This is a genomic window from Arthrobacter sp. UYEF21 (genome assembly GCF_040546085.1).
GTDB lineage: Bacteria > Actinomycetota > Actinomycetes > Actinomycetales > Micrococcaceae > Arthrobacter.
This window is the reverse complement of the sequence record NZ_JBEPNF010000004.1, coordinates 199,292-216,379: the sequence shown is the minus strand read 5'-3', so window position 1 is coordinate 216,379 and position 17,088 is coordinate 199,292. Positions and strand designations below refer to the sequence as shown.

The following is a 17,088-nucleotide window of genomic DNA, read 5'->3' as shown; positions in this document are numbered from 1 at the left end:
CGTGTTGGGTGCCGAAGCAGGCACCGTGCCACCACGGGACATCCTATTCCTCGGCGGCACCGGAGTGATCAGTGCCGCAACGGCGCAACACGCCGTCGCCCTCGGTCACCGTCCTTAACCGCGGGCAGTCGGGCAAGTCGGCGCCGGACGGTGCGCAGGTACTGACGGCGGACATCCGTGACGCGGTGGGTGTGCGGAGCATGCTGGCGGGACGGACGTTCGACGCCTACCGGCAGGACGATTTCCCGGTCACGGTGGTGCGCCCGTCGCACACTTATGACCGCACACGGGTGGGCTTGGTGGGTGGCTGGACAGACATACACCGCATGCGCACCGGGCAGCCGGTTATGGTGCACGGTGACGGCACGTCGCTTTGGACCGTGACGCACGCCCGGGACTTCGCCAAGGCGTTCGTGGGGCTGCTTGGCAGGCCGCAGGCAGTGGGCGAGAGCTACACCATCACCTCAGACGAGTACCTGCCCTGGGACCAGATCTACCGCCTGTTTGCGCGGGCGGCGGGGGTCTCAGAACCAGAGTTGGTCCACGTGGCCTCGGAAACCATCGCCGCACACAGCGTCCGGTATAGCCCCCACCTCGGGCCCAGCCTCCTCGGCGACCGGGCGCACTCCGTGGTGTTCGACAACTCCAAAATCAAGTCCCTGGTACCCGGTTACACAGCGTCCATCCCGTTCGCGGACGGCGCCCGGGAGATCGTTGACTGGTACGACAGCCATCCCGAACTCCAGGTGGTGGACCAGGAGTTCATGAACCTCAGCGACCGGCTGATCAGCTGGGCGCGCCGCGCGGGCTAGTCTTTATCAACCCACTGCGCCCGCCATTCGGGTGCGTCGAAGGCTTCGCTCCAGTAGGCCGTTTCCTTGGCAATCCTGCCGTCCCGGAATTCGAAGATGAACACTGTCTCGTACTGCGGCCCCTTGTAGTCCAGCAGGGCTTCGGCCACCACGAGGTTCCCGCCGCTTAGCATACGGCGCGGCGTGATGGTGGGAAGTTGCGGGAAGGCGTTGTAGACACCCCGCCGGTTTTCCGCGCCGCGCACCACTTCCCCGGATTGGGGCCAGTGCATCACCGCGTCGTCGTGGAACAGCTCGTCCATCACCTCAATGCGGCGGTCGTTGATGCACGCAATTAGCCGGTTGATCACGTTCTCATTCGCGTTGGACTCAACCACGATGTTGACCTGATTTCTTGACGATTTGACGGACCGCTGGTTCTCGAATTGTCCTCCTGAAGATGGTCCTGCACCACGGGAAACCAAGGCACTTAGAGCGCCGCCCCGCAAGCCTGTGCGGTGCAGCCCCGCTACTCCCGGCCTGGCTGTCCGCTCCCGCCCACGCCATCGGCATCGGCATCGGCATCGGCATCGGCATCGGCATGCAGTCGGCCGACGGTGACAAACTTTCCACCACGTCCCCGGGCACCAATATGATCATCAAGTGGGCCACCCACAGGCCTACTACTCGCCTCGGACATGGACTTCGTAGACGCTCCCCTGCGCGCAGCCTGGCTCCCGGGGAATGTGAAGACGCTCCACCAGGCCCTTGAGGATCTGGTCGAGTCCGGCGCCGTGGCGGGACGTGTAGCCAAGCAGTTGGCAGCTAGCGTGCAGCAGGGGGCCAAGGCAGTGGACGACGGCGATGCCTCCAAAGCGGGACAGGCCATAGCACTCTTCGCGGAGTTCCTCGCCCAGCGAAAGAAACCCGACCAGGTATCCGGCCTGGCCCGGACCGTGCTGGATCATCAGGCCGGAATTATTCTCCGGGCGTTCAAATGCCAGGGAGATGAAATCACGGCAGACTGGTGCCATGACACTCTCACCGCTCATCAAGCTCAATGACGGCAACAGCATCCCGCAGCTAGGGCTCGGCACCTGGCCGCTGGACGACGATCAGGTGGCCACCGCCGTCGTACATGCCGTGGAAGCCGGGTACCGCCACATCGACACCGCGGTGAAGTACGGCAACGAAGAAGGAGTGGGCAACGGCATCAAGGCGAGCGGCGTGGACCGTGGCGAACTGTTTGTCACCACCAAACTCGACGGCCAGTTCCAAGGCCAGGACCGCGCGGCGGCGGGGCTGGAGGGGTCGCTGACACGCATGGGACTGGACTATGTGGACCTCCTGCTGATCCACTGGCCGCTCCCCGCGCGTGATGAGTTCGTCTCGACGTGGAAGACGTTCGAGCGGCTGCAGGCCGAGGGAAAAGTCCGGTCCATCGGCGTCTCCAACTTCAAGCCGGCTCATCTTGAGCGGCTTCTGGCCGAAACTGACGTGGTGCCTGCGGTGAACCAGATCCAGCTGAGTCCGGCGATCAGCCGGGTGGCTGACCGTGAGTTCAATGCCGGACACGGAATCGTCACGGAGTCGTACAGCCCTCTGGGCGGCTCCGGTGCCAGCCTGCTGCGTGCCCCCCTCCTTGCCAAGCTTGGTCAAAAATACGATAAATCGCCGGCTCAGATGGCGTTGCGGTGGCATATTGAGCAGGAACTTGTGGTCATTCCAAAGTCGGGTGACCCAGAGCGGATGCGGGAGAACCTGGACATCTTTGATTTCTCTCTGGATCCGCAGGATCTGGCGGAACTTGCCACCCTGGACGAGGGTCCCACCTCAGGTAACGACTCGGACACGACGGGCCATTGACGGGCCCTGAACTCGCGTTTTACAAGGTTGCGGACTGGCTTAACGAAACTAAGCATGATTAGTATTGGGGCAGAAGGATGAAGCGTCCCGGGATCCGGGTACCTCCTTTATGTAGGAAGTAGGACGACAAAATGGGCTTCTTTGCTTTTCTGATTCTTGGCCTGATTGCCGGCGCGATCGCAAAGGCGATTCTTCCGGGTACGCAGGGTGGCGGATGGATCATCACCCTCATCCTGGGCGTTGTCGGGGCATTCCTCGGCGGCTGGCTCGGCGGACTGCTCTTCAACGCGCCGCTGCAGGATTTCTTTTCGCTGCAGACTTGGCTGCTCGCGATCGGTGGCTCGATTATCGTGCTGCTGGTTTACGGCATGGTCACGAAGCGCAGCGCCCGCGGCTAATGTCATCACCGGTATGAAAACCGGCCCTGGGACAACATCCCTGGGCCGGTTTTCTTTCCTCCGGCCAAGCGGCTGGGGACTGACACCCTTCTCAACGAGCAGGAGTTCATCATGAAATCTAAACTTCTTTTGGGTATCGGAATCGCGGCAGGCTACGTCCTGGGATCCCGGTCCGGCCGGGCAGCATACGACAAACTCAAGACCCGGGCGGCCGGCATCTGGGACAGCAAGCCTGTCCAGGACAAGGTCAACGCCGCCACCCAGGCCATCAAGGAAAAGGCTCCTGACGTGGCGGACCAGCTAGGTGAAACCGCCCGCCGGGCAAGCACCGTAATCGGGTCGGCCATGCACCGTGACAGCGCGGCCAATAACGGCAACGCAAAAACGTCCGACGTCGGCGCCTCCACTGGTGCGCCCGGAACCGCCGGCAACCACGCCCCGGCGCACAGCACCCACCCCGAAACGGTGAATCTGGGGACCTCGGATGTTGAATCCGACCCTGCGCTGAACGACGCTCATGGCCAGGACTGGTCCGATGAGGGGGGCGCCACTCCAGCCGGTGCAGCCACGAACGTCGACCCCCGGCGGGAATGACCGCTCGCGTTCCTGCCGGAACGTGACGGCTCGGCCGCGGTGTGACACCGGGCCCCGCGGGAACTGTGCTAAAACTGATTGACCTTGCTGGCCGTCGCGATCCTTGGGGGACGCGGCGGCCAGCGGCGTCTTAGGTGATGGCAACCAACCGTGGCTGGCGTGGCCAGCGGGCTATTCGGGAGTACAGATGAGCACTTCAGGCAGCATCCCCGCCGCACCTGCGGGCTGGTACCCCGATCCGGCCGGGACGGGCCGGCTCCGCTGGTGGGACGGCTATGCGTGGACGGATCAGTTCAGCACGCCTTACCAGCAGGGCGCGTATGCCGGGCAGTATACGGCGAGCCCGTATGCAGCAGGCCCGTATGCGAATGCCCCGGCAGCAGTTCAGCGTCCGTTCATCAGCCGGGACGCTCCGGTCTACAACGCACTGATCTGGGCCATCACGCTACTCCCGCTGATCTCCACGCTGCTTTTGCTGCTCTGGACCCCGGAGCTTCGGTTTATTACCTTCGGACGGCAGCAGACGCCCACCTTGGACCCTATGTCGATCTTCACTCCCGGCTATTTCATGCTCGTTTTCTCGGGCTTCGTGGCGTATGCGGCGTCCGTGTTGCTTGCCTACTTTGACTCCGAAGGGCTTAAACGCATTGGTGTCGTCAGGCCGTTCCATTGGGCCTGGAGCTTCCTCAGCAGCGCGGTGTACGTCATTGGCCGCTCAGTGATCACGTCCAAGGTCGCTCGGGGGCGCGGGCTGGTCCCCATCTGGGTACTGATCGGCGTCGTTGTCCTCAACATCGTGGTGACGAACATCAAAATGACGGCACTGATGTCGTCGCTGATGGGCACCATTCCGGCCTGACCAGCCCCGTCTCTTCAGCGTGCCCTGCGATTCACGCTGGTCACGGCGACCGACGGTCAGGAGATCTTGCCCCCGGAGACCAGCCGCTTGACCCCGGAGCCAATCAATGTTTTCTGAGCGCCCACCGCCTCAGGCGGCCTCGGAATGTTCGACGGCGGCCGTAATGTCGTACCCTCGCGGCAGAGTATTCCTCTGGAGGCTTTGACGGATCAGCTTGCTGGGCATGGCGGTATTTCCACCGTGCCCATGCCCGCCGGGCTCGTTGCCGTGATCGCTGCGGTCAATGCCGCGGCCGCCGCCGCTCCTGACCAGCTGGCCAAGGCCTGCTACGTCGAGGCCGCCGATTTCGCCGGGCTCGTCGAAGATCTCTCCCGGTCCGTGGACTATCTCCAGATCCTGTCCGCCGGGGCCGTGGACCGCACCCGGACCCAGGCCATCACCAACGCCGCAACCACACGGGCCACCAAATCGTGGACCACCGGCTGGGACAACGGCACCGAAACCCTCAACGAAACCGACACCGGCTGGCCGGCCGGCACCACCACCGACTCCGCCGGCGCCGAAGCCGGCGTCGAAGACGTGCGTTCCGCCGCATGCCCGCAGCACATGCCAGGCTCACCGGCAGATGACGGCTGCAAGACCACCGCCGAGTTCCTCCGCCTCAGGCTCCGGATCGGGCTCAGCGAAGCCCGCCGCCGACTCCACCTCGCAGAGGCCATCCTTCCCGACACCACCCTCACCGGAGACCCGGTCCCACCGGCCCGCGAACACCTCGCCGCAGCCTTCTCCCCTGCCACCACCACAGACCCCGGCGCCGACCCCAGTACCGACGCCAGCAACCCATACGAGTGCCCGGCAGGTTCCGGACCGGCGCTCGCGTCCCGGACCGGGACCATCATCAGCGCCACCCTGGACCGCCTCAAACACCACACCACCGCCGAAAACATGGACCGGATCGAACACGACCTCACCCGCACCGCCGCCACCGCGGACCCCGACTTCGTCGCCCGCGTCGGCCGCCGCTGGGCCGACACCATCAACGCCGACGGCACCGAACCCACCGAAGAAGCCCTCCGCCACACCCAAGGCGCGTTCATCCGCAAACCCCGCCACGGCCTGCACCACCTCGAAATCTTCGCCACCACCGACCAATACGAACACTTCGCCACCATCATGAACGCCGCCACCAACCCCCGCACACACCAACCCACAGGCGAACCCCGCAACCAGGCAGGGCACCACGACGTATGGCAGGAGAACAACCTCGACCTGGACCGGCGGACCCGTTCCCAAAAACAGCTCGACGGCATCATCACCGCCTTCAAAGCAGCCCTGTCCACCAACAAACTGCCCACCGCCGGCGCAAACCGCCCCCAAATCCTCGCCACCATCAACTACCAGGACCTCCTTCCCCACCTGCCAGCCCCGCGAACGAGCACAAGCACAGCCACCGGCCCAGAAAGGGACACGGGCACGGGCACGGGGAACTACATCTTCACCGGGCCCGTCGCCGCCGCCACCATCCGCAAACTCGCATGCGACGCCGACATCATCCCCGCCCTCCTGGGCACCCACGGCGAAATCCTCGACCTCGGCCGCAAAACCCGGCTCTTCACCCCCGCCCAACGCCTCGCCCTCACCGCCCGCGACCAAGGCTGCACGTTCCCCAACTGCACCATCCCCGCCCCCTGGTGCGAAGCCCACCACATCACTCACTGGTCACAAAACGGCCCCACCAACACCGACAACGGCGCCCTCCTCTGCTCCCACCACCACCACCTCATCCACAAAGAAAAATGGACCATCCACACCCGCAACAACACCCCCTGGTTCACACCCCCACGCCACATCGACCCCACCCAAAAACCCCAACAAAACCACTACTTCAAACCACCCCCACCACCCCAACGCGAATAAACTTCGGATGAACGCGGATGCTGATCGCAGGACAGTCCGCCCATTACACGACGGGACCGCCGGTCACATGGACAGCGCGGTCGGACCGGGAAAGCCCCTAATAGGCGAGGATTGCGTGCTCTAGTCTGCCCGGCCGACTACAACGGTGCCGTCGAGATAGTCCGACCGGACGGTGCGGACCACCAGCCCTGCCGATGCCATAAGCGATGCCGTGCGGCCGGCCTGGCGCTCGCTCGTTTCAATAATGAGATGCCCACCGGCCTGCAGCCAGGCCCCCGCCCCTGCGGCAATACGGCGATGGAGCTCGAGGCCGTCCGCGCCGCCGTCGAGCGACAACATTGGCTCATAGTCCCGTGCTTCCCGCGGCATGGTGGCAATCTCGGGTGTAGGAACATAGGGGGCGTTCGCGGTCAGTATTGAGATCTTCCCTCTGAGGACGGGCGGAAGCGCGTCGTAAAGATCGCCCAGGTAAACCTCCCCACCCACCTTGGCAACGTTCCGGCGTGCACACGCCACAGCGGCCGGATCAATATCCGCGGCATAGAGTTCAAGCCCGGGGATCCGGGATGCGATGACAGCACCTGCTGCACCGGATCCGCAACAAAGATCAACCACGACGGCGGGGCGGGCACCATCACGCCTCGCCCGCGGCAGGGGTGTCGACAGCAGTGAAACGGCCTCGTTGACGAGTAGTTCGGTCCGGCGGCGCGGAACAAAGACCCCGGCGTCGAGCTCAATCCTCAGACCACCGAACCCGGCCCAGCCGAGGATGTGCTCAAGCGGATAGCCGGCGATGCGACGCTCCACCGTGGCTGCGACTTCTGCCGGGGAGCACCCGTTAGCCGCGAGCAGCCGGGCCTCCTCCTCCGCAAAAACACACCCTGCGGAACGAAGGCGCGCTGCGATCCCGGCAATGGATTCAAAGCACGTGCCGGAGCCTGACAAAGGAGCCTCTTTTCATTGCACCGACCGAAGTAAAACGTAGGGCGCGGGAACATGGTGAACTGCCCAATAAAGCTCCCGCCACGAACCTCATAGTATGCGCACATTAGCTGCTTGAAATTGGTCTCAAAAGACTGGATTTACTCGGTGCATGCGCTTAGTTTGGGCGTGGTGCGCTCGGCGATCGCTGGGATCGCCGGGACCAACCGCAATTGCCGATCGGCAAGTCGTCCACCGAATCGCAGTCCCGCAACACCCTGTAAAGCATCGCCGCAACCAGGAAGGACTCCTGACGTAAATTCACGCATCCCAAGGGGCACCACCCCATACCTCGACAGTCCTTTAGATACCCGAACGACGCCGAATCCTCCCGCGCTGCTTCGCACCGCACTGTCCCGCGGCACACAGTCAGGCAGTGCCCCGCAAGCGAACCGCGCACGGTGACGGTGGGCCAGGCGCCACAGCCCGACTGTGTGACTGTGGCGGGGTCGTTCAACAGCGAACTGGGATGCCCGGCAGACTGGGACCCCGCCTGCCCAACCGCGTCACTCACACTCGACCCGGCCGATAACGTCTGGCGCCTCACCGCCGAAAATCTGCCTCCCGGGCAGTACGAATACAAGGTCGCCCTCAACGGCACCTGGGGTGTGAACTACGGCGCGGACGGGGCCCTCAACGGCAACAACATCGTCCTGGACCACCCGGGCGGGCCCGCGACCTTCCGCTACGACCACCGGACGCGTATGATCACTGCCGGCTAGGGCTCCTTCCTCCCCCAAACAACAACGCGGGGTCACTTTCCGCCCAATCCGGAGTCTCGGAAGGGCTAAAAGTGACCCCTCGTTGTTTGTGCTCAACCGCGCAGCGACTCCGAAACCGCGGCCAGGAGGGAGTTGAACCTGGCGTTGCGGGGAAGGTCGTCAAGGTATACCGGATTGCCGTCCGGGTCCCCCAGCGGGACCTGCCAGTTCGGATAGAGCGACTCCGTGGTGCCGGGCTGGTTCTGCACGCGCCGCTCCCCCACCGCGTCGACGAGTGCGACGCCGAGCAGCACCGACGGCGTCTGGGCCAGCAGGCGGTGCAGCGCCTCGATGGTGCGCTCCTCGCTGTCGTGGCGGCCAGTCCCACTCTCGGGCAGCAGCCCGCGTTCCCGCACCAGCCCCATCATCTTCTCCAGCGTGGCCACATGTTCGGCCCGCTCTTCAGCCTCGGTGCGTTCCAGCAGCCCCAGCCTGCTGCGGAGTGCCACGTGGTCGCCCGCAAGGTAACCGGCAGTGGGCGGCAGGTCGTGGGTGTTGACGCTGGCGAGCGCCTGCGTGCGGTAACGCTCGGGCGGCAGCGGGGAGTCGCCATCGTTCTCGAACCAAAGGATGGATGTGCCCAGGACGCCGCGGGCAGCAAGGTAGTCACGCACCCACGGCTCGAAGGTTCCCAGATCCTCGCCGATCACCACGGCGCCGGCACGCTGGGCCTCCAGCGCCAGGATGCCGATCAGTGCGTCGTGGTCGTACGTGACGTAGGCGCCGTCGCGCGGCGAGTTGCCCGCCGGCACCCACCAGAGGCGGAACAAGCCCAGCACGTGGTCCACGCGGATGCCGCCCGCGTGCCGGAGTACGGTGGCGAGCATGTTGCGGAATGGCGCGTACCCGGCCTCGGCCAGGCGGGAGGGGTGCCACGGCGGCTGGTTCCAGTCCTGGCCCAGCTGGTTGTACATGTCCGGCGGCGCCCCCACACTGATCCCGGGCGCCAGCACGTGGCGGAGGGTCCAGGCGTCGGCGCTGCTCAAGTCGACGCCGACAGCGAGGTCGTGCACCACGCCGAGCCGCATCCCGGCCCGTCGGGCGGCCAGCTGCGCGTTCTCGAGCTGCTCGTCGCAGATCCACTGCAGCCAGCGATGGAAATCGATCCGGTCCGCAAGCTTGCCGCGCAGGGCTTCCGCCTCATCGGACCCAAGCGCACAGTCCGGGTCCGTCCACAGCGGATCCTCCGGCGCGAGGTCCTCCCGGATGGCGGACCAGAGCGCAAAGTCGTCCAGCCCGCGGCCTGAGATCCGGCAGAATGCGTCGAAGGCCGCCTGCCGCGCCGGCGAGCGCCGTGCGTGATACAGCAGTTCCAGAGCCTGGAGTTTGGCCGCGAAAACGGCGTTCCGGTCCAACCGCGCACCGTCCGCATTCAGGCCCTGGACCTGTTCCTGGAGCCGGTCAATCGTGGCACGCTTCCGCGGCTTCAGGTACGGGAGTTCCGGGATGGCTTCCACCCGAATGTACAGCGGGTTGAAGAAGCGGCGCGTGGACGGCGAATACGGCGACGGCTGGACAGGAGGGACCGGCTCCGCGGCGTGCAGGGGGTTGACCAGGACATAGTCCGCACCCCGCTCACCACTAAGGGCCGCCAGGTCCGCGAGGTCGGCGAAGTCACCGATCCCCCACGAACGCTTCGACCGCACTGAGTACAGTTGCGTGGCCAGTCCCCACCCACGGCGATCCACGAGGGAATCGGCGGTAGTAAGCCGCGCCGGGACCACCACCAGCGCACATTCGGCTGTGACGCCGTCGGACTCGGCATGCAGGGTGTGCCAGCCCAGCGGCAGCCCCGCCGGCACCTCGAAGGTGGCCCGCCCGGTGGGCACGCCTTCCACATCCTGCGGCGGGACCCAGACGTCCTGCTGGACCGCGTCCACCGGCTCACCCGCCCCGGATTCCAGTTCAACGGTCAGGCGAGCGGTGGAACCGTCCCGGACATGGACCGAAACCAGTGTGGTTTCACCCTGTTGAATCACGACGGCGGGCGGCAGCATCCGCCGCCACGGCGCCAGCTCCGCCTCGGCCTGGGCAGCTTCGATCAGTTCGTTCGTGTGGGCCTGAACGCCCAGGGCCGCCAGGACCTTGACCAGGGTGTCGGGTGCGACGCTGTACTGCAGTCCGTCAAAGCCCCAGAACGTTGTGCCCACGCCGTGCGCGTCAGCCAGGCGGTGGAGGAGTTCCTGGTCCACATGCCCATGACGGGCTGCATCGCTGTCGCCTGGCGGAAACGGCGTTCCGGAGAATCGAGCGTGCTGCTGGTCTGGAGCCTTCATGGATGTCCGCCTCGTCTGGTGTGATGGGCCTGAACTTACATTGCGTCCTGTTCGACCGGGGGCTTCCTCGCTCCCGGACAACTGTCGGTTCCGATTATTGCAGGAGGACACTGTTTGCCCGGCCAGCGCCCATGCCGGGTCCGTAACCTGCCGGCAGGCAGCACCAGGCTGGGCAGGTGACCTAAACGCAGGCAGGAAGCCCCGGGCGGCGGCGATTCTGCCGGCCGCCCGGGAAAGCGTCAGCGCGCCGCGAGGGAATTCAGGGTGTCCCGGATGCCGTTCAGCGCAGGATCCCGGAGGGACATAAATACCGGTTTCAGCAATGGCTGGAGAATCTTCGCTGGTCCCTTGACGCTGAATTCAGCTGTGTACTTGATCAGCGAACCCTCAGGGGCCGGGCTGACATCGATGGAATCGAACGCGGTGACCGTTTTGTTCTCGCCGCGGAGCTTGATGTGGCGGTCGGTCAGCTCAATGACCTCGTATTCCAGGGACTGGCGCTTCCCCCGGAATTCGGATTCGGCGTGGTACCGGTGGCCCACGGCCACGGGTCCGGCTGTCAGCTTGTCCATTACGGGAGTGCTGGGATCCCACTCGCTTGCATTCTCGAACTCGGAGAGGAACGCAAATGCCTTGGCGGGAGAGAGTTTTGATTCCACGGTGCCGCTGACTGTGATCATCCATCCAGTGTAGGCACCGGTAGGATTCTTGCGGCGTGTCCCTCGGCCCGCCAACGAACCCGGCAACTGGTGGCAAGGACTGATAGTGAAGAAAAAAAGCACCCAGATCAAGCCCCACAGCACGCCTGCGAACAGCACAGCGCAGCAGGACCGGGGACCTTGGCGTGACCGACCGTGGACCAGTTCCTATGGACCGGGTGTCCCAGCGCAGCTGAAGCTCCCCAAGGGTTCGCTCGTGGACTTGATGGACAAGTCAGTGCGCCGCTATGGGTCGAAGACCGCGCTGGAGTTCTTCGGTGCGCGCACCAGCTACCGTGAGCTCGGCAGACAGATCAGCCATGCCGCCGCCGGTCTGAAAAAGCTAGGTGTCACGGCGGGCGACAGGGTTGCCCTGGTCATGCCGAATTGCCCCCAGCACATCGTCGCCTTCCACGCGGTGCTGCGCCTCGGCGCCGTTGTGGTCGAACATAACCCCCTCTATACGGACCGTGAACTGCGCCATCAGTTCGAGGACCACGGAGCGGCCGTCGCGATTGTCTGGGACAAATCAGTGGAGCGCGTCCGCCAACTACCGGCCGACGTCGGGCTGCGCAGCATTGTCTCAGTGGATCTGATCCCGGCGATGCCGTTGCTCCAGCGGCTGGCGCTCCGCCTGCCGGTGCCCGCTGCCCGCAAGGCCCGCGCTGCACTCACCGTCGGCAAGAACCAAGCCAAGGGACCGACTGCTCCCGCCGCACGGCCCGTGGTTCAGTGGCGGGAACTCCTTGAGGCCGGCGAGCTCGGGAAGAAACACCCTCGCCCGTCGGCCCAGGACATCGCCGTCCTGCAGTACACGTCCGGCACCACGGGCATGCCGAAGGGCGCCATGCTCAGCCACGCCAATCTGCAGGCGAACGCCGCGCAGGGCCGGGCCTGGGTACCGGGGCTGAAGGATGGCCGGGAAACTGTTTATGCAGTGCTGCCGATGTTCCACGCCTATGGCCTGACGCTCTGCATGACTTTCGCCTTCAGCATCGGCGCGAAGCTGGTCCTGTTCCCCAAGTTCGACGTCGACCTCGTACTCAAGGCGCATAAGGAGTCCCCCGCGACGTTCCTGCCCGCAGTACCTCCGATCTATGACCGGCTCGCCGCCGCGGCGGCGCAACGCGGCATCGGACTGGAAAGCATCCGCTTCTCCATTTCCGGCGCCATGAACCTGCCAACGTCCACAGTGGAGACCTGGGAGAAAGCGACCGGCGGTTACCTGATTGAGGGCTACGGCCTGACCGAAACCTCCCCGATCGCAATCGGCAACCCGTTCGGCCCGAGCCGGAAGCCCGGCACCGTCGGCGTGCCGTTCCCGCTGACCGACATCCGCGTGGTGGACCCCAAAAACGTGGCGCTGGACCGTGCCCCGGGTGAGGAAGGGGAGCTTCTGATCCGCGGCCCCCAGGTATTCCGCGGCTACTGGAACCGGCCGGAGGAGACCGAGGATGCCCTGCTCGACGGCGGCTGGTTCCGCACCGGCGACATCGTCTCAGTGGACGACGACTATTTCGTCACGATCCGGGACCGGATCAAGGAACTGATCATCACGGGTGGCTTCAACGTCTCACCCAGTGAGGTGGAGGACGTGATAGCCGCTTTCGACGGCGTTGCGGAAGTCTCTGTCGTCGGCTTGCCCCGCCCCGGCGGGGGCGAGGACGTGGTGGCCGCTGTGGTGCCGGTTCCGGGCACCACGATCGATCCTGCCGCCCTCCTGGCCTATGCCCGCGGCCACCTGACCGCATACAAGGTGCCACGCAGGGTGGTGGTGCTCGATTCTCTCCCCCGCTCCCTCATCGGCAAAGTCCTCCGGCGGAAAATCCGCGACAATCTGGTGGCCCGGCCGTGACCCGGCACGCTACTGGTAGCGGCCGTCCTCAGGGCGCCGCTTCGCGGATTTTCAAGACATAGCCCGCCTCCACGCGCTTTTACCCCGCGGAGAATCCGTTCGTGCATGGCACCCAGGGCAAGGGCGTCGTTCAGTCCGAACACGGCGTAGAACGGTACGCGGCGGTATCCCCTGCCGTTCTGCCGCAGACAGCAACCGGGCGGATGAACTCGCAGTCGTTCAGCACGTTCGAAGGCGCATTGAAGGACACCTCGCCACGCGGGCAACATCGTTCATGGTCACTGCCATCGGAGGTCAGCCCTGGGCAGCCTTGGCCGCCGCCTTTGCTGCCTGCTTGCTGGCCCGCACCTTGACGAGAGAGCCAGGATCGACGATATCGGCAACCGACAGGAAAGCGCCCTCCTCGCCGTAGTGGCCTGTGGCCTCGCGCCAGCCGGGCGCCTGCAGCCCGCACTGCTTGCCCAGGAGAGCGAGGAAAATCTTTGCCTTCTGCTCCCCGAAGCCGGGCAGCGCCTGCAGCCGCCGCAGCACCTCCTTGCCGTCGGGGCCGCCCTTGGTCCAGATCAGGGTGGTATCGCCGTCCCAGTCCTGCTCCACCGTCTCGGCAAGTGCCTGGACCCTTGCCGCCATGGAGCCAGGATAGCGGTGGACCGCGGGACGTTCCTTGAACACCTCGACGAATGCCTCCGGTTTGTACGCAGCCACAGCTGCCGGCTCGATCGAGCCGATCCGTGCCCGAATTTTCTCCGGCCCGGCAAAGGCGGATTCCATGGTTACCTGCTGATCCAGCAGCATGCCGGTCAGCAGCGCAAACGCGTCATCAGTGAGCAGTTGGTCGGCGGCCGGGTCACCGGTGATATGCAGTTCCATGGCCCTTATCTTTCCACCTCTGGGTGTTTGCGTCATGGGAGGCTCAGGACTCCGCCGACCGGATCATGAACCAGGGCACTGCTCAGGCCCTCGACCACGGCGTCCGGGGTCAGGGCATCCGCGGCCGAGCGGTTCACGGCGAAGATGATCGCCTCGCCCGTTCGGCGTCGAGCGTTGCCAGGTTTGGGGGTGGTTGTCCGCAAAACCAAGTACTACCTAATCTCAAATACGAGTACCGAATACGCGTTCGCCCGGGACCACGCCCCAACTACCTTCGACTTAGAGCCAAGACCCGCTATGGCACCGGGTCGGATGTCTCACTAGGGGGCGTGAGAAGGAATGAACACTGGACTTACCAGCCACGTTTTCCCGGGTCTTCGGATCCGGGAGTTGAGCGGGGCCGGCGACGAGGAGGTCTTCGAGACCAAGGCCTCTCCCCCAGCCGTCGCCGGCCCTCTGACCGATGGGTTTAGCCCGGCAGCATTCTGGTTCCAGGCAGCTCCTGCAATGCATCCGCGGGCCGCGCCGGCCTGCGAGATCCGGCCATGAAGTACTCCCCTTCGCAGGTTTCCCCGACGCACACGGCTGCGGGCCGGAGGACTATGCGGTCGCACCAAACCCAGCACACGGCCGGTCATCCAACCACGCTTGCAGACCAGGGTGCCGCCCAAATGCAGGCATCGGCCGGAACAGGGAACGGCATGACAGGCACCGCCGGGTTCATCCCCGATTTGGCCACCGGTGCGACAAGCGTTGCGGACTCCCTCGAGATCCTGACCCGGACGGCGGCGGCCACCCTGAACAGGCTTATGGACTCACCGGTCGAATGCTGCCTGTTGCTGAGAAGGGTCAAGAGCGTCCCAGCCACCGCCGGCACAAGCACGCAGGCTGCCGGGCTGGCCCGGTTGGAAGGGGAGGTAGGCGAAGGCCCCCTGACGGAAGCCATTGCCGGCAACGGCACCGTGGCCATGAACCACGTGTCTTCTGACTTCCGGTGGTCACGTTACCGGCCATACCTGCAGGACGCCGGGTTCGGAAGCGTCCTTGGCCTGCGGCTCCGCCTCGATGATGGCGCTGAGGCCGCCCTCGCCTTCTTCGCCCCGGGCGTCCAGGCGTTCCCGCTTCAGGTCATCGCCGAGGCCCGCAATTTCACGGACCTCGCAGCTCGCGGCCTCGGGCTTGTCCTCGAGTTGCAGGCCACCAGCACCCGGGCCTCGGACCTGCAGTCCGCACTTGAAAGCCGGACCTCCATCAACATTGCCTGTGGAGTGATCATGGCGCAGAACAGGTGCTCCTACAACGACGCTATCGCCATCATCGCCAAAGCCTCCAGCCACCGGAACCTCAAGCTGCGCAAGGTGGCCGAGGGCATCTTGGAGAAGCTGCCCGGCGGCGCACCCGGGACCCACTTCGATCACTAGGCCTGGCGGGCGTCGGGCGCGGCCAGCCGCGGGCGTCGTCGCTGGTCAGGGCCATTGCCTCGGCGTTAGTCCTGATACCAACCTGCGTTTACCTGCAGGCCGGAACCCCTGAGCTAAGTTAGCGGTATGTGCGTTCCGAACTGACGGAACGGTAAACGATCGGGTAAAAAATGGTTCAAGTTTATGCGCTAGTTGCCACCGCGGTCCTGGCCGGTTTGGCCGGTTTCCAAGCAGCGCTGATCGCGGGTGCTCCCTTTGGCCATCTGGCCTGGGGCGGCCAGCACAGGGTCTTGCCGCGTAAGCTGCGGATCGGCAGCGTGGTCTCCATAGCCCTGTACGCCGTTTTCGCATACATTGCGCTGGCGAGGGCGGAGGTGGCCGAGCCCCTGGTCGGCCAAACGTTCACGGAAGTGGCCGCCTGGGTGCTCACGGCCTACTTTGCCGTGGGCGTTGTTATGAACGGGATATCGCGCAGCCGGCAGGAGCGGCTGGTCATGACGCCCACGGTGCTGGCCTTGGCGCTGCTCTACCTGGGCCTGTCGCTGAGCTGAACCGGCCGCGCAGCTCTAGCTCCGCCGGTATGTACAGTCCCAGGGCGTCACGGTTCCTTGAAACAAAAAGCAGGCCAGGGGCAATATGCCTCTGGCCTGCTTCGTGGGTGGGCCCTGTGGGGATCGAACCCACGACCCACGGATTAAAAGTCCGATGCTCTACCAACTGAGCTAAAGGCCCCAACTGACGGTCAAAAGACCGATCAGCCCAGTCCATTTCTGGACGATAGATACTCTACCCCACGCATGGGACCGCTTTGGCACGCAGGCATGCGCCGCCGTCCTACGTTCCTGATTCCGCCAGGATCTATGGGCCCCGGCGCCGGCCGCCCTGCCTACGCGGAGTACTCGATTTCCCCCACGGCACAGGAGTAGCGTGGGGGCATGAGCCAGCAAGCAGGACACAGTCATTACGGCGGAGCCAACCGGCATCACAAGCCCAAGCCGTTCGCCCCTATCGACTTTGAGCCGTTCGCCGGCGGCCCGGACCCTGCGCGCGTCTCTGAGGCAGCACACCTTGCTGCCCAGGCTCTGGTTCGCCACGGCCGCGACAGCGACGATCCCGTCATCACCGAACGGCTGGTCAAGCTGACGGATGAACAGGGCCTGGACGCCATCGCGGAGATGTGGGCGGAAAGCCCTGCACGTTCCCTGCCCGGCGCACTCTGGCGGCTGTACGCGCTCCGCGCGGCCACTGTCCAGGATCCGGAGCGGATCTCGGTCTACTTCCGCGCAGGCAAGGACACCGCGCAGGTCTCCCATGTGGTGGCCGGCGCTGCCGAACCGCCGGGCGCCGAGGAAATGCGGACGCTGGCTGACGCCATTCTCTCGGGCGCGTTCGACGGCGAGTTCGACGTCGCGCTGGAACGTTCCGCTGCTTTCTGCCGCGTTGTGGCGCTCGGCCAGGCGACCCTCGCCGATGGTGCTGAGCACACCAATGAGGCCCACGCGAGCAAGCTCACACGCAACTCCCACCAGCTCGTAAAAACAGCTGAGGACCTCGAACACGCCGCGAATGCCTGGCGGCTGGGCGAGCTGGACTGACCCCACCGGCCCGATCTGTCAATGTTGACTTGGGCCAGCCAACGTAGAACACTGAAACTGGTGTCGAACCGCGAAACCCCCGGGCTTCAACATTTAGCCGCCTAGAGCGGCCTACCGCCGAGAGGCGTATCCGGTTCGGCACCATTTTTATGCCTGTTTGGCGGGCGTGGACAGGGGCCGGGTAGAATCAAAACCAGTTGCTGGCC

The 17,088-nt window shown here is 65.0% G+C and carries 17 protein-coding genes, 1 tRNA gene and 1 pseudogene; 12 read left to right on the top strand and 7 right to left on the bottom strand.

Annotation, left to right across the window (positions count from 1 at the left end):
* Positions 1-4 precede the first annotated feature (4 nt).
* Positions 5-812: pseudogene (locus ABIB27_RS07080) on the top strand (NAD-dependent epimerase/dehydratase family protein).
* Here ABIB27_RS07080 and ABIB27_RS07075 read toward each other — a convergent pair.
* The gene (locus ABIB27_RS07075; protein ID WP_354215832.1) at positions 809-1,189 is read right to left on the bottom strand and encodes a nuclear transport factor 2 family protein; all 381 of its coding nucleotides are present in this window, start codon (positions 1,187-1,189) and stop codon (positions 809-811) included. The pseudogene ABIB27_RS07080 and the gene ABIB27_RS07075 overlap by 4 nt on opposite strands.
* Before the next feature lie 300 nt (positions 1,190-1,489).
* On the opposite strand from ABIB27_RS07075, the gene ABIB27_RS19415 reads away from it, so the two are divergent.
* From ABIB27_RS19415 to ABIB27_RS07045, 6 genes are all read left to right on the top strand, one after another.
* A complete protein-coding gene (locus ABIB27_RS19415; RefSeq protein ID WP_502909137.1) occupies positions 1,490-1,855 on the top strand; it encodes an FIMAH domain-containing protein in 366 nt (121 codons plus the stop codon).
* Complete coding sequence (locus ABIB27_RS07065) at positions 1,824-2,657, top strand: aldo/keto reductase (RefSeq protein ID WP_354215834.1); 834 nt, start codon at positions 1,824-1,826, stop codon at positions 2,655-2,657. The genes ABIB27_RS19415 and ABIB27_RS07065 overlap by 32 nt, the downstream gene beginning before the upstream one ends.
* Positions 2,658-2,788: 131 nt before the next feature.
* Entirely contained in the window at positions 2,789-3,055 is a 267-nt protein-coding gene (locus ABIB27_RS07060; protein WP_354215835.1) for a GlsB/YeaQ/YmgE family stress response membrane protein, read from the top strand.
* Positions 3,056-3,166: 111 nt separating this feature from the next.
* Positions 3,167-3,649 (top strand): YtxH domain-containing protein, encoded by a 483-nt coding sequence (locus ABIB27_RS07055; protein WP_354215836.1) that lies wholly within the window; start codon positions 3,167-3,169, stop codon positions 3,647-3,649.
* 187 nt (positions 3,650-3,836) lie between these two features.
* Positions 3,837-4,508 carry a DUF2510 domain-containing protein gene (locus ABIB27_RS07050; RefSeq protein ID WP_354215837.1) on the top strand — a complete coding sequence of 224 codons (672 nt, stop codon included), beginning with the start codon at positions 3,837-3,839 and terminating at the stop codon, positions 4,506-4,508.
* A 201-nt stretch (positions 4,509-4,709) separates the two neighbouring features.
* On the top strand, positions 4,710-6,425 hold the full coding sequence (locus ABIB27_RS07045; protein ID WP_354253732.1) for an HNH endonuclease signature motif containing protein: 1,716 nt from the start codon (positions 4,710-4,712) through the stop codon (positions 6,423-6,425).
* Between the two features lie 120 nt (positions 6,426-6,545).
* Here the strand turns inward: ABIB27_RS07045 and ABIB27_RS07040 are convergent, their stop codons facing one another.
* Entirely contained in the window at positions 6,546-7,370 is an 825-nt protein-coding gene (locus ABIB27_RS07040) for a putative protein N(5)-glutamine methyltransferase (RefSeq protein ID WP_354215839.1), read from the bottom strand.
* A 476-nt stretch (positions 7,371-7,846) separates the two neighbouring features.
* Here ABIB27_RS07040 and ABIB27_RS07035 point away from each other — a divergent pair, with 476 nt between their 5' ends.
* Positions 7,847-8,128, top strand: coding sequence for a pullulanase X25 domain-containing protein (locus ABIB27_RS07035; protein WP_354253731.1), 282 nt, complete (start codon positions 7,847-7,849; stop codon positions 8,126-8,128).
* Positions 8,129-8,220: 92 nt separating this feature from the next.
* On the opposite strand, the gene malQ is transcribed toward ABIB27_RS07035, so the two are convergent.
* Both malQ and ABIB27_RS07025 read right to left on the bottom strand, forming a co-directional pair.
* Positions 8,221-10,443, bottom strand: a complete 2,223-nt coding sequence (malQ, locus tag ABIB27_RS07030; protein WP_354215841.1) for a 4-alpha-glucanotransferase — start codon at positions 10,441-10,443, stop codon at positions 8,221-8,223.
* Between the two features lie 239 nt (positions 10,444-10,682).
* Positions 10,683-11,123 (bottom strand): SRPBCC family protein, encoded by a 441-nt coding sequence (locus ABIB27_RS07025; protein ID WP_354215842.1) that lies wholly within the window; start codon positions 11,121-11,123, stop codon positions 10,683-10,685.
* A 106-nt stretch (positions 11,124-11,229) separates the two neighbouring features.
* Here ABIB27_RS07025 and ABIB27_RS07020 point away from each other — a divergent pair, with 106 nt between their 5' ends.
* On the top strand, positions 11,230-12,996 hold the full coding sequence (locus ABIB27_RS07020) for a long-chain-fatty-acid--CoA ligase (protein ID WP_354215953.1): 1,767 nt from the start codon (positions 11,230-11,232) through the stop codon (positions 12,994-12,996).
* Positions 12,997-13,290: 294 nt separating this feature from the next.
* Here ABIB27_RS07020 and ABIB27_RS07015 read toward each other — a convergent pair whose 3' ends face one another.
* Both ABIB27_RS07015 and ABIB27_RS07010 read right to left on the bottom strand, forming a co-directional pair.
* A complete protein-coding gene (locus ABIB27_RS07015; protein ID WP_354215843.1) occupies positions 13,291-13,866 on the bottom strand; it encodes an HhH-GPD-type base excision DNA repair protein in 576 nt (191 codons plus the stop codon).
* A 32-nt stretch (positions 13,867-13,898) separates the two neighbouring features.
* On the bottom strand, positions 13,899-14,069 hold the full coding sequence (locus tag ABIB27_RS07010) for a hypothetical protein (RefSeq protein WP_354215844.1): 171 nt from the start codon (positions 14,067-14,069) through the stop codon (positions 13,899-13,901).
* 498 nt (positions 14,070-14,567) lie between these two features.
* Between ABIB27_RS07010 and ABIB27_RS07005 the strand changes: the two genes are divergently transcribed.
* A complete protein-coding gene (locus ABIB27_RS07005) occupies positions 14,568-15,287 on the top strand; it encodes a GAF and ANTAR domain-containing protein (RefSeq protein WP_354215845.1) in 720 nt (239 codons plus the stop codon).
* Between the two features lie 170 nt (positions 15,288-15,457).
* Entirely contained in the window at positions 15,458-15,838 is a 381-nt protein-coding gene (locus ABIB27_RS07000; protein ID WP_354215846.1) for a hypothetical protein, read from the top strand.
* 108 nt (positions 15,839-15,946) lie between these two features.
* Here ABIB27_RS07000 and ABIB27_RS06995 read toward each other — a convergent pair.
* Positions 15,947-16,019: transfer RNA gene (locus ABIB27_RS06995), tRNA-Lys, on the bottom strand.
* Positions 16,020-16,222: 203 nt separating this feature from the next.
* On the opposite strand from ABIB27_RS06995, the gene ABIB27_RS06990 reads away from it, so the two are divergent.
* On the top strand, positions 16,223-16,882 hold the full coding sequence (locus ABIB27_RS06990) for a hypothetical protein (RefSeq protein ID WP_354215847.1): 660 nt from the start codon (positions 16,223-16,225) through the stop codon (positions 16,880-16,882).
* The last annotated feature ends 206 nt before the right edge of the window (positions 16,883-17,088 follow it).

What these genes read in the sequence shown, in the direction of transcription:
- ABIB27_RS19415 (WP_502909137.1), top strand. Translation starts at nt 1,490, where the DNA reads ATGGACTTCGTAGACGCTCCCCTGCGCGCAGCCTGGCTCCCGGGGAAT.
- ABIB27_RS07065 (WP_354215834.1), top strand. Translation starts at nt 1,824, where the DNA reads ATGACACTCTCACCGCTCATCAAGCTCAATGACGGCAACAGCATCCCG.
- ABIB27_RS07060 (WP_354215835.1), top strand. Translation starts at nt 2,789, where the DNA reads ATGGGCTTCTTTGCTTTTCTGATTCTTGGCCTGATTGCCGGCGCGATC.
- ABIB27_RS07055 (WP_354215836.1), top strand. Translation starts at nt 3,167, where the DNA reads ATGAAATCTAAACTTCTTTTGGGTATCGGAATCGCGGCAGGCTACGTC.
- ABIB27_RS07050 (WP_354215837.1), top strand. Translation starts at nt 3,837, where the DNA reads ATGAGCACTTCAGGCAGCATCCCCGCCGCACCTGCGGGCTGGTACCCC.
- malQ (WP_354215841.1), bottom strand. Translation starts at nt 10,443, where the DNA reads ATGAAGGCTCCAGACCAGCAGCACGCTCGATTCTCCGGAACGCCGTTT.
- ABIB27_RS07025 (WP_354215842.1), bottom strand. Translation starts at nt 11,123, where the DNA reads ATGATCACAGTCAGCGGCACCGTGGAATCAAAACTCTCTCCCGCCAAG.
- ABIB27_RS07015 (WP_354215843.1), bottom strand. Translation starts at nt 13,866, where the DNA reads ATGGAACTGCATATCACCGGTGACCCGGCCGCCGACCAACTGCTCACT.
- ABIB27_RS07005 (WP_354215845.1), top strand. Translation starts at nt 14,568, where the DNA reads ATGACAGGCACCGCCGGGTTCATCCCCGATTTGGCCACCGGTGCGACA.
- ABIB27_RS07000 (WP_354215846.1), top strand. Translation starts at nt 15,458, where the DNA reads ATGGTTCAAGTTTATGCGCTAGTTGCCACCGCGGTCCTGGCCGGTTTG.
- ABIB27_RS06990 (WP_354215847.1), top strand. Translation starts at nt 16,223, where the DNA reads ATGAGCCAGCAAGCAGGACACAGTCATTACGGCGGAGCCAACCGGCAT.